The following is a 15,579-nucleotide window of genomic DNA, read 5'->3' as shown; positions in this document are numbered from 1 at the left end:
TTTTGCCGGCGCAAAAAGCCGCTGTCTGCTTCAACGCCGGTCGATCCAAGAACTATGAATAATCAAGATAACGCCAATGCTGCAAAACACAGCGCAGCGCTTTTTTCGCTGTTTGCAGCTCTTGGCCTGACCTGCCTTAAGCTGGCGGCAGGGCTGTATACAAACAGCCTCGGCATCCTGTTTGAAGCACTCCACAGCGGGCTTGATTTACTGGCAGCAGGCATGACGCTTGTTGCCGTGCGCATTGCTGCCAGGCCCTCGGACGCCGGCCACCCTTACGGACATGGAAAAATTGAAAACCTTGCTGCGTTGGCAGAGACAGTCCTGTTGCTGGGCGTCTGTACCTGGACAGCGTACGAAGGCGCACAACGGCTTGTCAACAATGCCCGCCCGCCTTTGCCTTCCCTTTTGGGCGTGGGCGCAATGGTCATATCCATAGCAGTTGACGTCAATCGCGTGCATGTGCTGCGACATGTTGTCCGCCGGTATAAAAGCCATGCGTTGAAAGCGGACGCCCTGCATTTTTCCACGGATATCCTCTCCTCGGCTGTTGTCCTGACAGGCGTGCTGGCTGTCTGGCTGGCTTCGGCCCTCAAGCTGCCGGAATCGTTTTGCATAGTTCTTGGTCAGGCGGATACCGTAGCGGCGCTGATTGTCGCGTTGATCATTTCTTGCGCAAGTTTCCGCATGGCTGCCCAGGCAATCAATACGCTTATGGATTCAGGCTCAGAAAAAGAAGAAGCAGCCATTGTTCGCGCAATCCAACAAGTGCGCGGTATTACCTCTTTGCAACGCCTGCGCTTGCGCAGCAGCGGAGCGCAGACCTTTGTTGACATGACAGTTGGCGTTGACCCGGACATCAGCGTCAATGAAGGACACAAACTCGCGCACAAGGCGGAACAGGCTGTGGCCGCCATATCTCCAGATTCAGACGTGACTGTCCACGTTGAACCCTGCGGTGCGGCGGCAGATCAAGACAAACCCGGCCGGCCGCTTTCCAAGGAGGCAGGCGTTTCTGCTGTTGCACTGTCTAAAACCGGTGCGTTGCAAGCGTCACCCACCGTGGCCAACAGTCTTTCCCAAAGCTCATCAATGCCCATTCTCATAACTGACGAAGTGAGCAAGGGCGCTTGCCCCAGCAGTGACTGCCATTCCTTTTGCCGGGCAAGTCGTTCGCGTCTGTTGCATTTGTCGGATTTTGTCAGAACAGGCAAAAATGAAAGGCGTAGGTCTCGTGCAAAGCATGTCAGCGTGAGATCATTTTTTTGTGGCGGCAGACGGCAGTCCAGCAGGAGCAGGACAGACTTGAGATGCTCACAACGCGAGAGGTAATCTTCCAAAAGCTGCTCCCACTTCTCCCGATCCTGATGGCCGGCACGAGCATACCCGTACCCCGGCAAGTCAACAAGATAAAAATTATAAGGCATTACTCTGAAAAAATTAACAGATCGCGTTTTCCCAGGCGTTGAACTGACCTTTGCCAAATTTCTGCGGGCGCCCAGCGTGTTGAGCAAAGAGGATTTGCCCACATTTGAGCGACCGACCAAAGCAATCTGCGGTTCATTGATCAAGGGCTGCTGGGCAGACGTATAAGCTGTGTTTTCCAGAGTCAGGCTTGCTTTCACTCTACTACTCAACCTTGTTGCTTCGCCATCATGGATTGACAGCAAAACTGATTTTATTCATAATAAAAAATTCAATATCTCTTGCAACAATTCATCAAAAACACCTGACGCATATTAACCGCTTTTATGCCTGATGGCAATGCAGAGGAAACATGTACTCAACTACCGACTTTCGCAAGGGTCTCAAAATCGAAGTTGAAGACACCCCTTACGAGATCGTGGATTTTCAGCACTTCAAGCCCGGCAAGGGCGGAGCCATGGTGCGAACAAAACTGCGCAACATCCTGACCGGGCGCATGCAGGACATCACCTTCCGTTCAGGAGAAAAAGTGGAGAAGCCTGATCTGGAAACACGTGACATGCAATTTTTATACCGCAAAAACGATGACCTCTTCTTTATGGATATGACAACATATGAACAAATACAAATGCCTTCCTCATCTACCGACGGCAAGGAGGGTTTTCTCAAAGACGGGCAGGAATGCCGCGTTTTGCTCTACAACACGCGTCCTCTGGACATTGATATTCCCCTGACGCTCGTGCTGCAGGTTACAGACACAGAACCGGGCGCCAAGGGCGACACAGTGAGCAATGTTACAAAACCGGCCACCCTAGAAACAGGGATTACTGTACAAGTGCCCCTTTTTGTTAATCTCGGCGACAAAATCAAGGTGGACAGCCGTTCCAGAGAATACATTGGAAGAGAATGACTGACAATATATTCGATCCGCAAGGATCATTTTGCCATGAGCATCAACCTTTGACAGTGTTTGCTCAAAAATCTTTTTCCGATTGCAACCGCCGCGAGGCAACGGCTGCCTCAACATGAGGGAAGCTCCCCGTACGAACAGTCATATGACCCCTGAATGGCGCCAAAAACTGAGTGAACTTTTTGGTCTTTTTCTCCTGTTCTTGGCATTGCTGTTGCTGCTTGCTCTGTTCAGCTTTGACGCCGATGATCCAAGCCTGAACCATGTCGTCAGCGATCATGCAGTCCGTAACAAGGCCGGCTTGTGCGGCGCCTGGCTGGCCGGCTTTCTCAATGATGTCTTTGGCGTGGCATCCCTGCTCTGTCCGGTAATTTTCGCCGCGCTGGGAGCAGCCTATATTTCGCCATCCTATATCATGCGCTGGTGGCGCTGGTGCGGCTTGTTCCTGTTGACGCTCTGTCTGCTGGTAACGGGGGCGGCATGGGATTTTTCCGCAGGTGGTATTTCTGGGGGCGGTATGGTCGGCAATGCCCTGCACAACAACGCAAGCCGGTATCTGAGCCCTGCCGGTTCAACACTACTTTGGCTTTTTGTGCTCCTGACCGGGTTACAACTGGCCCTGAACATTTCATGGTTCAGTCTAGCCGCCCGCTCTCTCGCGCGTCTACAAAAAATACCTGTTGACGGCTGCCGCAACTCCAACACTACAAAGACACATGACAAACGGCCTTTAACTGAATTTTTCTTTCTTTTCAGTGCGATTATTGCAAAATGGCGTGACAGGCTGGGGAATATCCGTCCGGCAGTCGAAACGCTGCCTGATGTTTACGACAATACCGCTTCAGACACGGATGAACCTTTCCCCGCCCCGGAAGATATTCCCCAAGATTCCGACGCGTCTTGCGCTACTGGTTGCTTCCATGCCGGAGCATCGGCAGACGCGCGCGCCGGGGATGCCGCTGAAACGCCTGACGTGTTGGCTGAGGACGACAATGCGCAATCGACGACACGTCGAAATAACGGTGACGCGCCTATACAGAACAGCCCGCTGCACAGACCTTCCTCAAAAAAAAATCCGCCGCCACTTCCGGGGCTTGACCTGCTCGCGCCTCTTTCCAAAATATCTTCAGCAGTACAGAAAGAGGATCGCGAGGGCAAGGGCAACACCTTGATTGCATGCCTCAAGGATTTTGACATTCAGGGAGAACTTGTACGCATAACGCCGGGCCCCGTGGTAACGATGTATGAAGTCCGCCCGGCTCCTGGTATACGAGTAAGCCGTATTGCCAATTTAAGCGATGATCTGGCCCTTGTCCTCAAGGCCATGGCCATACGCATTCAAGCGCCTATTCCCGGTTCAGACGTTGTTGGGATTGAAATACCCAACGACAACCGTGAAAACGTCAATTTTCGCGAACTGGCCGCCACGGAAAATTTTCGCAAAGGCTGCGGCCCGCTGACCATGATTCTTGGCAAGGATATCGCCGGCAGACCTTATATAGCTGATCTGACGCGTATGCCTCATTTGCTGGTGGCAGGGGCAACAGGCGCGGGTAAAAGTGTTTGTCTGAACAGCATTCTCATCAGTCTGCTTTACAGAACGCAGCCACAGGATATGCAATTCTTGCTGATAGACCCCAAACGCATTGAAATGGCTGTCTATATAAACGAGCCTCATCTTGTGCATCCCGTTGTTACCGACATGAATGAGGCAAAAAACGCGCTGGACTGGGCTATTCATGAAATGGGCCGCCGCTACAAGGCGTTGGAACGATTTTCCGTACGTAATGTAGCTGCTTTCAACCAAAAACTCTCACTCTATAAAAACGAGCTGCCCCCGGATTGCGCTGATCTGGAAAAAATGCCTTATCTCGTTATTGTTATAGATGAACTGGCGGATTTGATGCTGACAGCCGCCCGTGAAGTGGAAACAAGCATAGTGCGGCTTGCCCAGCTTGCCCGAGCCGCCGGCATACACATGATTTTGGCGACACAACGTCCGAGTGTAGATGTTGTCACCGGCCTCATCAAGGCAAATTTCCCCTGCCGAATTTCTTTTCAGGTCACGTCCAAGCATGATTCTCGCACCATTTTGGATCAAGTCGGCGCGGAACACCTGCTCGGCCAAGGAGACATGCTTTTCAAACCGAGCAGCGGACGCCTGCAGCGACTTCACGGCCCCTTTTTGCGCGATGATGAAGTGCAGGCTGTCGTCGACTACTGGAAACGCCATTTGCCGCCCTCTTACAGGGTGGACTTTGCTGAATGGAGCGCTGGAGCAGCGGCGCAGGGCCAAAACGACAGGGGAGACGACGCAAGCGGCGACGCGCTTTACCAGGAAGTGCAGGCCTTCGTCAGTGAACAGGGGCGGGCATCTATTTCACTGGTGCAGCGTCGATTTAAAATCGGCTTCAACCGGGCGGCACGTCTTGTTGAACAACTGGAAAAAGACGGCATTATCGGTCCCGCTGACGGCAGCAAGCCACGCCCTGTCGTCAGGTGACGGCGCGCGTCTTTCTGCTCTCTCTCATGGAAGTTGTCCTGTTTTTAAAAAACTTCACCCGGAGGTCTTTATGCGCGTCTTCCCGATGCTTGCCGCAGGCTTCACTTTTTGCGTTGTGCTCTGTTTGGCGATAGGCGTAACGCGCGCAGCAGACATTATAGCGCTCATGCAACAGCGGTATACAGATCTGAATGCCTTCTCCGCCGACTTTGAACAGACTCTGACACACAAAGAAAGCGGTGTCGTGGAAAAACGCAACGGCTCTCTGCTGTTTCAAAAACCACTCCTGATTCGCTGGCAAACGGCTCAACCGCATGAGGAAATCCTGGTGGTCACGTCCAAAGAAATATGGGATTACCTGCCAGAAGAAGGGCTGGTTTACCGTTATCCGCCCGATATGGTCAAAGACTCGCGCACTATCATCCAGGTGCTCACCGGGCAGGCAGCACTTACAAAAGATTTTGATGTCAAACAAGAAGGTCGTGACGGCGCTTTGACCAGGCTGCGTCTCTATCCCAGGGAACCCGCGCCGCAAATGGTGGAAACCATGCTGTGGTCTGATACGACGTCAGGATATATACGCAGGGCCGTCATCATCGATTTTTACGGAAACACAAATGACGTGCGTTTCACCTCTTTCAACCCTGACGCCCATTTCAAGTCAACGGATTTCAGCTTCACCCCACCCAAAGGAGTGGAGGTGGCAGACCATATCGGCAAAAAAGCGCGGGGACGGGAGCTGTTCAAATAACATACGGCCATTCTGCAATACTATTTCTCCGGCTGTTCCACATCCTGCACATCCACGATGCGTACGTCGACTTCGGCAATGCCGGCTGGAGGCGAGTAAAAGAGCGCCATAAACGGCACTTCACCGCCGCAAGGCACATTGTTGTTGTTGGAAAAAATTTCCACCTTGTTGTTTAAAAAGGATTCCATCTCGTTGTCGCTGAGCACCTGCAGCTGGAAAAGCGAAAGTTGAGTGCCAGCCAGTTGTTTTTTGACGGAAAGAGGCTTCTTGTCCTTGTCGTAGATGGCCGCCTCCACGGCAATCAGCGCCTTTGGCCGCGGGAATTCGTTCACCACCTTGCCTTCAATCACAAAAATTCTGCCGTTCTTCTCGTTATCTACATAATACCAGCGCACATTGCGCAGGGTAAGCATAGGCACCTGCTCCTGCGGCTTTGGAGCATTGCTCAGTTTATGCCAATAATAATAGCCGCCAGCGCAGCCAGCAAGGCAGAGCGCCAAAATAAGGACGAATCTGAGAGTGCGGCCAAACGGCAAGTTGGACGTTTTCGCCGGGACTGCGGCCTTGTCCATCTCTTTTGCATTTTTTGCCGGTTCCGGCATCGCTGGTTTCGGCGCTGCATAGACAAAAACCGTTTTACAGACGGAACAGCGCAACTTCACGCCGGCGCCGGCAACACCGTCAGGCAAGTTGAACCTGCTTTCACACTTTGGACATTGAATTTCCATTTGGCACTCTACTCCGCTATGATCTCACAAACGCCGGGCAACGCGCGCCCGGATCCCGCGTAATCAAGGCCATAACCCACTATAAAGCCGCTGTTCAATTTCCCGCCGCTCCTGCTTGTCCACCAGAGCGGCCAGACGCAGACTGCGCAGCGTCACGCGGCAAATACATCAAGCAAAAAACGCATGCTGCGTCCGCTGTCGACCACATCTTCCACCATCAACACATGCTTGTCACACAGATCCGTCTCTGCATCCTTAAGATCGCTGCAAACAGTTCCCGCACGCGAACTGCTATCTTTTCCGGGCTGAACACTGGCTTGATCTGTTTACACCGCAACGTTTCAGTCATACCCATCCCCTGCGCCGAACAAAGTCTCTTCACTCCCGCAAGCCGGGGAGAAGGGTTCTTGTTTCTCCTCCAGAAGCCGAGACATCCAATAACACAGCTATTTCGTCACAATCCGGATATTTAGGACAATTGACGCAATCAGCCCATATTTTTTGCGGTAAAACACTTTTCTCCACAACAGAGAAACCTAAGCGGGTGAAGAAGGTTTCCTGGTAGGTTAGGGCAAAAATTTTTTTCAAATGCAGTTCGCGGCATTCACTGACGCACGCATCAACGAGTCTCCGTCCGAGTCCCTTGCGGAGATGTTCATCCTTTACTACAAGAGAACAGATTTCACCCAGATCCTCCCACACCGGCGCAAGTGCACAGCAAGCCGCCAATTCGCCATTACCTGATTCCGCCACATAAAAATTGCGTATATGCCCATACAGATAACTCAGGGCGCGCGGCAGCAAAAGACCCTTTTGCGCGCACCGCAACAACAGGCCGTGCATAGCCTTCACGTCGTCCTGATGCGCCTTGCGCGTTATAAAATGTTCCATCATTGCCGATCCAGAAGTTTGTCGAACACTATATTGTTCCTGGTTCTGAAACCATCAGCACGCCGTCTCCGAAATAAAAGATACCCATGCTCTTTACAAACGGCGCCACGACATTTCCCCTCCACTGTTCCTGTATAGACACAGTAAAAAACAAAAAATTTATGACAAACCTTACAACAATTTTTTGGCCTCGCGCACAGCGCCAACAGCATCATCGGAATAGGCGTCGGCTCCAATAACGTCAGCGAAAGCTTGAGTAACAGCGGCTCCGCCCACCATGACCTTGATGGGCAAACCACGTTCCTTAATCAGACGTATAGTGTCTTCCATGCGTATCATGGTTGTTGTCATAAGCGCCGACAGGCCGACAATACGTGCCTTATGCCGTTCAGCGCAAGACACGATGGATTCTGCAGACAGATCCTTGCCGGCATCTATTACGTCAAAGCCGTGATTGCCGAGCATTAGCGTCACAATATTCTTGCCGATGTCGTGAATATCCCCTTTCACTGTGGCCATAACCACTACGGGAGGCGCCTCAACACCGCGCCGGGCCTCAAGGCGCGGCTTCAAATATGCAAAGGCCACCTGCATGGTCTCTGCGGCGCGGATCAGCTGCGGCAGAAAATACTCCCGCCGTTCATAACGGACGCCCACTTCTGTAATGGCGGGAATCAAGGTTTTCTGTACGAGAATAAAAGGATCTGCCCCGGACTCAAGTTCCGCATTGAGAAAATCAAGCACATTTTCCCTGTCGCCGGTCAGCACGGCTTCGCCCAAGCTTTTGGCGGCTTCAACCGTGCCGTTGGCAACAATAGCGCAACCGCCAGCATGTTTCCAGCCCGTATACCGCCCGATGAACGCAACGGCCCTCTTATCGTGATTGCAAAGCACGGCAAGCGCGTCTACCGCCTCACGCAGACGGGGCATTGAAGGGTTGGCGATGCAGGAATTGAGACCGGCCCCAAAAGCCAGCGACAAAAATGTGGTGTTCAGCAGATCACGAGCCGGCAAACCAAAAGAAATATTTGAAAGGCCTATTGTTGTGGACAGCCCCTGACGGCGACACCAACGCGCAACCTCAAGACATTCGCGACCGCCGTCACTTGTAGAGGAAACCGTCAGGGCAAGTATGTCCACCATCACCAGCCGCTTGGGTATGCCGAGGCATTCAGCTTGCAAAAGCATATCCTCCAAAATACGTATGCGCTCCGCTGCCTTGACCGGCAATGCCGCGCCCTTCAGCGGCAGAAGAATAAACGGCGATCCAAAATCACGGCACAGCGGGCCGAGCCGTTCCATACAGTCCGGCTCTCCGCTTACGGAGTTAACCAAAAAAGAACCGGGGCACCACGGCAAGGCGCGGGCAATAGCCTCAATATTGGAGGAATCCAAAGAGAGCGGCAGAGGCAGGTGCACGGACAAAAGTTTCACAAGTTCAGGCAAAAGGCTTGCCTCGTCCGCCAACGACGCCCCCACATTCACATCCAGCACGCGTGCACCGGCGCGCGCCTGTTCATCGGCCAACTGCAACGCTGCGGCAAAACGGCTATCCTGCAGCTCACGCGTCAAATCCTTTTTCCCGGTCGGGTTGATACGTTCGCCGATAACAACAAGCGGCTCATCCGGACCGATGCGCACCAAACAAGAACGGCTTGTCAAACAAATGCCGGAGTATGCAGGCGGTTGCACTTTTTCACAACGCATGTCGCGCAGCGCATCGCACAACGCAGACAAATGCTCAGGTGATGTGCCGCAGCAACCGCCAAGCAGGCGCACCCCAAGCCCGGCAAAAAAAGCTGTTTCGCGAGCAAAGTCTTGTGGCCCCATAGGGAAAATCGTGACATCACCGCGCAATTCCGGAAGGCCGGCGTTGGGTTCGGCCATAACAGGGCAGGAACAGACGGCAAGCAAATCTTCAATGACAGCCCGCATCTGTACCGGGCCTGAACTGCAATTGACACCCACCACATCTACACTCATATTCTGCATGGTTTCTGCAAAAACAGCCGGCGTCGAACCTGTCAGGTTCACCCCCTGATCGAATGTCATGGAAACAATGATCGGCAGGTCACATTCCTGCCTCGTCGCAACAACAGCGGCTCTGGCCTCAGCCAGATCAAACTGTGTTTCAATAAAAATCACATCCGCGCCGCCAGTAGCAAGCCCTCTGACCTGAAGGGCAAAGGCCGCAATAAGCTCTTGCGGATCCAGCGACCCGAGAGGCTTCATAAACTGCCCGCTCGGCCCAACATTGCCGGCCACCCAAAACGGCCTGCCGCAGCCGTGTCCGGCTTCGCGGGCCACTTCGACCATACGTTTGTTGACATCCGCAACATTTGTTTCCGGCGGCAGTTTGAAAGCATTGCCGCCAAAGGTGCAGGATGTCAGCACATCCACCCCCGCGTTCAGATACTCCGTATGAATAGACAGCAACCTATTTGGATTATTGAGACAAAACATCTCTGGAGTCACGCCAGGCGGCATTCCTGAAGTTTGCAACAGCGTGCCCATGGCGCCGTCGAACAAAAGCGACCGCCCGGAAGCAATCGCCTGTCTAAATGTCATCTCTGCCGCCTGTGATAAATCGTTTTACACAGTCTTCGATTTGGTCCATACTGAAAAATATTGAAAAGAACAAACGAAAACTATATGATAGTATGCTGTTCCGATTTTAAATCCTTTTGATCAAGTATGATGAAAATGAAAAAAAATAGCAAGATAGATGTTGAAACAGCGGTTGAAATCATTCCGCCGTCAGAAAACGTTGCGGTTGATGCAGACGACATGCTCGATCCATCGGATGTCCAGTCTGAAGACCTGCTTGAACCTGACGTCATTGTTGACGCATCTCCAGCCCTGCCCGCGCCCTCTGTATCCCGCTTGCCCACACTCGCCGGCGAACGCGACAGCCTGTATCTATATTTGCGCGAAATAGGCCGATTCCCCATGCTCACTCCAGAAGAGGAGCATGCTATAGCGCTGCGCGTGCGTGATCACAATGACCCGGACGCAGCCTTCCGTCTTATTTCCTCCCATCTGCGGCTTGTAGTCCGCATTGCCATGGATTTCCAGCGTCGCTGGATGCAGAACGTGCTCGATCTGGTGCAGGAAGGCAATGTGGGTTTGATGCGCGCCGTCAACAAATTTGATCCGGATAAGGGCATCAAATTTTCTTACTATGCCTCTTTCTGGATCAAGGCATATATTTTGAAATTTATCATGGACAACTGGCGCATGGTCAAAATCGGGACTACTCAGGTGCAGCGCAAACTCTTTTATAACCTCAACCGGGAACGGCAAAAACTGATAGCTCAAGGCTATAACCCTGATAACGCCATGCTTTCCACAAAACTCGGCGTAAGCGAAGATCAGATTGTTGAGATGGACCAGCGCCTCTCGTCCACTGACCTTTCCCTCAATGTGCCGGTAGGAGAAGATGCAGGCGGCGCCACACGCATGGACTTTCTCCCAGCCCTCGGGCCCGGTATTGAACACAGTCTGGCCAGTGATGAAATAACGGATATCGTCCGCTCGCGCCTTAAAGCAATCATACCCGAACTCAATAAAAAAGAACTCTATATTTTGCGCAATCGCCTGCTCACAGACGAACCTGTAACCTTGCGCGAAATAGGCGAACGGTATAGCATCACACGAGAACGCGTCCGACAGCTTGAAGCCCGGCTGCTGGAAAAAATCCGCCGTCATCTCTCTCAAAATATAAATGATTTTTCAGATGAATGGATACAGACATAAAATGAAACATACGACGCTTGCCATTCTCTGCGCGCTCCCGCTTGCCACTTCTGCCGTATTTTTTTCAGGCTGCAGCGGCTGCACTGGCAACAAATCGTGGGAAAACGCATCGCCCCATGATGCCGATACTCCTGCTGTCGCCCGGCAAACCGAAACGGGTGACGGCATTCCACAAGGCATGACGCCCCTTTCAGTAGAGACGGAACTTTCTCCTGAAGCACAAAGCACGTATGCTTATCTGATTTTTGCCCAAGCCATGAATAATGAGGATGAAAACGCGCTTGATCAAGCCAGGGGCATGATGAGGTTGACAAAACTGCCGATCAGGTCATGGCTGGAAGGCGGTGTGTGGCTGATGAGCCGCAACTCATCCATTATTTTGCCTTTTCTTCAAGACGCGCTTGCTGTCTGGCCGGATGACATTGCGCTTAATCTGCTGAATGCCGAGGCACTCATCAACAACGGTGCGCCGCATCAGGGCGTGGACTTGATGCGCGCTTATCTGGGGAAACACCCCGACTCTTTTGATGCGAGCCTGAAGCTTGCCCTGCTGCTCGTCAAAGTTAAAAAATTTGCAGAAGCCGAAAATCTGCTCAAAACCATTCCGCACAAGAAACGTTCCCCACTTGTAAATTATTATCAGGCAAGAACCCTCATAGGCATGCAGCGACAGGGCGAGGCCATTTCCTACCTCCAGGAGGCCGTCAAGGAACAGCCCGACTTTGTGGAAGCTCTCGTGGAACTGGCCTTTGCTTATGAACAGCGCCAAAATCTGCCGGAAGCGCGAAAAATTTATGAACGCCTTCTCAAGCTCAACTTTTCTCCACAGGATGTTCTGCTGCGTCTGGTCAATATTTCCCTGAGGCTGAACCAGCCGGAAAGAGCACTTCGATATATAAATCTCGGCCCGAACGCAAAACAGTTTCGTCTTACTGTTGCCGACATGTTTATGGATTCACGCCACTACCTTCAGGCTGAAAGCCTCCTTAAACAAATTGCCGCCGAGGGCGATCAGACAGGTGATGTCCACATTAGGCTTGCAGATATGGCCTACCGGCAACGGCGCGATCTCAACATGGCGCTCTCCTTGCTTGACAATGTCCCTCCCGCAAGCAGCAGTGCAGGTCAGGCGCAATTATTGCGCACACAACTGCTGGCAGACGCCGGTCAGGAAAAGGCCGCGCTTGAATCAACCCGCAAGGGACAGCGCGATTTTGCCGACATATCCGTTTTTTGGGAGATTGAAATCCGTCTGTTGGCCCGTGCAAAACACATACCGGAAGCTCTTGACATTGCCCGCAACGCCCAAAAACTTTGGCCGGACAATATGGAATTTCATCTTCTGCTGGGTTCGCTGCTGGACGAAACAGGCGACAAAAAAAACGCTTTCGACGTCATTGAAAAAATTCTTGAAACACAGCCGGACAATTTTCATGCGCTCAACTATGTAGGCTACACACTGGCTGAAGAAAATCGCGATCTGGACAGAGCCCTGAAACTGCTGATCAGGGCTGACGAGCTCTCGCCGAACCAGTCATATATTGTGGATTCCATTGCCTGGGCGCTTTTTAAATCCGGTCAGGCACAGGAAGCCCTTGTTGAGATCCGCCGTGCCGTCAAGCTGGGCGAACCCCCTGATCCATCCATCTGGGAACATTACGGCGACATAGCCATTTATTTGAATCTTAAAGATGAGGCCCGCAAGGCATATCAGAACGCCCTAGATCTTAAACCCGCAAATGCCGAGTCATTGCTGCAGCGTCTTTCAAATCTATGAAAAAATATTTTATTGCCGTATTACTGCTTCTCTGCGCATGTGCGAAACAGCACCCCGCGGACATAAGCCCGGAAATACAGACCGCGGCGGCTGCCCGCTGGCAAAAATTTACTGCATCAAACACAACACCTGCGTATCCGCCATACCGTTTACAAATGAGTCTGCGTTTCGGCACTGCCGATGACACCCGCAGGGTCACTGCCCTATTCTGGGGAAACGGCGACGACAAATTGCGTATGGACGTCATGGCTGGAGTCGGCGCTGTTGCGGCCAGAATTCTGGAAGACGGACAACATTTTTTAATTTACAGCCCAAACGAAAATAAAGCCTGGTTTTACCAAGGGGCGACAAAACCACTTTCACAGATGGGCATGCCGGTGCCTTTTGACCTCAAGCATCTGGCAAACCTGCTGAATGGTCGTTATGCCCTTGTTTTTGGAACAACATACAACGACAGCGGCGGCCTGCAAAACGGCCTGATGTGCTACACCCTTACCGACAAACTAGGCGGCAGCCTGACGCTGAACACAGACGGCCTGCCTGTTCTCTGGCGGGATGACCGGCACGCAGCCAGCGGCTGGACAATGGAAATTGCTTACAACGACAGCACGCCCCCTCTGCCGCGCAGACTTTCGCTGACAAACGACAACGGCAAACGCGCCATTGTGCTTATCAAAGAAAGGGAAAATCCGACTATCCGCTTCACTGACGAACAAATGCGGCTTGCGCTGCCCGAAAACACGCCGCTTTGGCCTCTGGCCCAATACAAAAGCCAACGTTTTTAGCCTGACCCTGACGTAAGCACGTTTCCGGAGGTTTCATGCAACGCGTTCATCTTGCGGCGGACCACGCCGGCTTTGCACTAAAAATGACACTGGCGCGGCACTTAACTGAACTTGGTTACGAAATTATTGACCACGGCACTTATTCAGAAGAAAGTTGCGACTATCCACAATTTGCGCACCGACTCTGCAATGCTGTGCAATCTGAAACAGAAACAGGCGTTTTGCTCTGCGGCTCCGGCATAGGTATGTCCATGGCCGCCAACCGGCATGCGGCAATCAGAGCGGCGCTCTGCACTACTGAACTGCATGCGAAGCTTGCCCGCCGCCACAATAACGCCAATGTACTCTGCCTCGGAGCCAAAATCACCGGAGTGGAACTTGCCTTCGCCATTGTCGCCGCTTTTTTGGAAAACAATTTTGCAGGTGGCCGTCATGCGCGGCGCGTCAACCAGCTTGCCCCGGACGCGGGCAGTTAACAATAAAAACCTCAAGGTTCATCATGCTGCTGTATAACACTCTGGGAAAGAAAAAAGAAGCATTCGTTCCGGCAAATCCGGGCAAAGTAAATATGTATGTCTGCGGCATCACAGCCTATGACTTCTGTCACATAGGTCACGCCCGCTCTGCCGTTGTTTTTGACGTACTGGCTCGTCGCCTGCGTTATCTTGGCTTTGACCTGCATTTCGTACGCAATTTTACAGATATAGACGATAAAATTATTGCACGAGCAAAAAAAGAAAGCCGTGACTGGCAGGAAGTAGCCAGCACATATATCAATGCGTTTCATAACGATATGGATCGTCTGAACGTGCTGCACGCAGACGTGGAGCCGCGCGCCACGGAATATATACCGCAAATTCAGCAACTCTGCTCTACACTGATCGCCGAAGGCAAGGCGTATGTAACACCCTCGGGCGACGTCTATTTTCGCGTACGCGCCTGGCCGTCCTACGGCAGGCTCTCCGGCCGCAGCCTTGACGATCTCATCGCTGGTGCGCGCGTTACACCCGGCGAAGAAAAAGACGATCCGCTGGATTTTGTCTTATGGAAGGCAGCCAAACCTGATGAGCCTTTCTGGGAGAGCCCATGGGGGAAGGGACGGCCTGGCTGGCATATTGAATGTTCAGCCATGAGCGCCCCCTGGCTGCCGCTGGACATACACGGCGGTGGACAAGACCTGATATTTCCACATCATGAAAACGAAATTGCCCAGTCCGAAGCTGCCTGGCACTCTGAAATGGCAACATACTGGATTCACAATGGCTTTGTGCAGATCAATGCGGAAAAAATGTCCAAATCCTTGGGCAATTTTACAACCATACGACAGATTTTACAAAACTATTTACCTGAAACACTACGTTTTTTTCTGCTTGACAAACATTATCGCAGTCCCATTGATTTTACTCCACAAAGCATGGACGAGGCGGAGAAAGCCCTGCACCGCGTCTATACCTCTCTCCATGAAGCCCGCAACGCACTTGAGGGAAGCAAATGGAAACATATTGTTCTTCCTGAAAATATCCTGCAGGAATGGGCATCCCTGCCGCAGACATTTATTGCCGCGCTGGATGACGATATAAACACCGCTCAGGCTCTTGGTCAGATTTTTTCCCAAGTGCGACTTGTCAATCGCCTGCTGGAAGACAAAAATCTGTGCACGAGCGAAGGATGCCGCACCCTGCTGACGGAATTTCTAAAACGCGCGCAAAACTGGGATCGCCAGTTGGGACTTTTTGGCGCGCAGCCAACTGTTTTTTTGTCTGACCTGCGCGCCATACGCGCCAAAAGAAAAAATCTTGATCTGGTTAGCGTAACAAACCTGCTGAAGCAGCGCGAACAGGCCCGCGCGCAAAAAAATTTTATGCAATCTGATGAATTGCGCAATCAGTTGCTTTCCATGGGCGTGACGGTGCGGGACACGATCACCGGGCAAATCTGGGACATGGAGTAAGTTTCAACATGCGCCTGCGCTTTCTCCGCCATGCCCGCGCTTTATTTTTGTGTTTTCTGTTGATCCTGCTTGGGCATCAACTTATTGCCACGCCTGCGCATG

General features: G+C 52.2%; 12 protein-coding genes and 1 pseudogene. 9 read left to right on the top strand and 4 right to left on the bottom strand.

Annotated elements, in window-relative coordinates; translation table 11 throughout:
* Positions 1-54: 54 nt before the first annotated feature.
* Positions 55-948, top strand: a pseudogene (locus RSDT_RS02060) (cation diffusion facilitator family transporter); the annotation flags it as partial.
* Positions 949-971: 23 nt separating this feature from the next.
* Here the strand turns inward: RSDT_RS02060 and yihA are convergent.
* Complete coding sequence (gene yihA / locus RSDT_RS02055) at positions 972-1,625, bottom strand: ribosome biogenesis GTP-binding protein YihA/YsxC (protein ID WP_096400407.1); 654 nt, start codon at positions 1,623-1,625, stop codon at positions 972-974.
* A gap of 152 nt (positions 1,626-1,777) precedes the next feature.
* Here yihA and efp point away from each other — a divergent pair, with 152 nt between their 5' ends.
* From efp to lolA, 3 genes are all read left to right on the top strand, one after another.
* Entirely contained in the window at positions 1,778-2,335 is a 558-nt protein-coding gene (gene efp, locus RSDT_RS02050) for an elongation factor P (RefSeq protein WP_096399361.1), read from the top strand.
* A gap of 145 nt (positions 2,336-2,480) precedes the next feature.
* Positions 2,481-4,838 (top strand): DNA translocase FtsK, encoded by a 2,358-nt coding sequence (locus tag RSDT_RS02045; RefSeq protein WP_096399360.1) that lies wholly within the window; start codon positions 2,481-2,483, stop codon positions 4,836-4,838.
* A 70-nt stretch (positions 4,839-4,908) separates the two neighbouring features.
* Positions 4,909-5,589, top strand: coding sequence for an outer membrane lipoprotein chaperone LolA (lolA, locus tag RSDT_RS02040; RefSeq protein ID WP_096399359.1), 681 nt, complete (start codon positions 4,909-4,911; stop codon positions 5,587-5,589).
* Between the two features lie 20 nt (positions 5,590-5,609).
* On the opposite strand, the gene RSDT_RS02035 is transcribed toward lolA, so the two are convergent.
* The 3 genes from RSDT_RS02035 to RSDT_RS02020 all read right to left on the bottom strand — a co-directional run bounded on the left by RSDT_RS02035 (position 5,610) and on the right by RSDT_RS02020 (position 9,776).
* Positions 5,610-6,317 carry a DUF3426 domain-containing protein gene (locus tag RSDT_RS02035; protein WP_096399358.1) on the bottom strand — a complete coding sequence of 236 codons (708 nt, stop codon included), beginning with the start codon at positions 6,315-6,317 and terminating at the stop codon, positions 5,610-5,612.
* Between the two features lie 378 nt (positions 6,318-6,695).
* Positions 6,696-7,208, bottom strand: coding sequence for an N-acetyltransferase (locus RSDT_RS02025; protein ID WP_408606715.1), 513 nt, complete (start codon positions 7,206-7,208; stop codon positions 6,696-6,698).
* A gap of 171 nt (positions 7,209-7,379) precedes the next feature.
* On the bottom strand, positions 7,380-9,776 hold the full coding sequence (locus RSDT_RS02020; protein WP_096399356.1) for a homocysteine S-methyltransferase family protein: 2,397 nt from the start codon (positions 9,774-9,776) through the stop codon (positions 7,380-7,382).
* 135 nt (positions 9,777-9,911) lie between these two features.
* Between RSDT_RS02020 and RSDT_RS02015 the strand changes: the two genes are divergently transcribed.
* Genes RSDT_RS02015 through cysS form a run of 5 tightly spaced genes read left to right on the top strand, consistent with a single transcriptional unit; the run spans position 9,912 to position 15,477 of the window.
* Positions 9,912-10,964 carry a sigma-70 family RNA polymerase sigma factor gene (locus RSDT_RS02015; protein WP_096400405.1) on the top strand — a complete coding sequence of 351 codons (1,053 nt, stop codon included), beginning with the start codon at positions 9,912-9,914 and terminating at the stop codon, positions 10,962-10,964.
* Position 10,965: 1 nt separating this feature from the next.
* A complete protein-coding gene (locus tag RSDT_RS02010; RefSeq protein ID WP_096399355.1) occupies positions 10,966-12,741 on the top strand; it encodes a tetratricopeptide repeat protein in 1,776 nt (591 codons plus the stop codon).
* The gene (locus RSDT_RS02005; RefSeq protein WP_096399354.1) at positions 12,738-13,526 is read left to right on the top strand and encodes a hypothetical protein; all 789 of its coding nucleotides are present in this window, start codon (positions 12,738-12,740) and stop codon (positions 13,524-13,526) included. Before RSDT_RS02010 ends, RSDT_RS02005 begins: the two co-directional genes overlap by 4 nt.
* A 35-nt stretch (positions 13,527-13,561) precedes the next feature.
* Positions 13,562-14,002 (top strand): ribose 5-phosphate isomerase B, encoded by a 441-nt coding sequence (gene rpiB, locus RSDT_RS02000; RefSeq protein WP_096399353.1) that lies wholly within the window; start codon positions 13,562-13,564, stop codon positions 14,000-14,002.
* 23 nt (positions 14,003-14,025) lie between these two features.
* A complete protein-coding gene (gene cysS, locus RSDT_RS01995) occupies positions 14,026-15,477 on the top strand; it encodes a cysteine--tRNA ligase (protein ID WP_096399352.1) in 1,452 nt (483 codons plus the stop codon).
* The last annotated feature ends 102 nt before the right edge of the window (positions 15,478-15,579 follow it).

Source organism: Candidatus Desulfovibrio trichonymphae (genome assembly GCF_002355955.1).
Lineage (GTDB): Bacteria > Desulfobacterota > Desulfovibrionia > Desulfovibrionales > Desulfovibrionaceae > Desulfovibrio > Desulfovibrio trichonymphae.
This window is presented reverse-complemented; position numbering and strand designations above follow the sequence as displayed.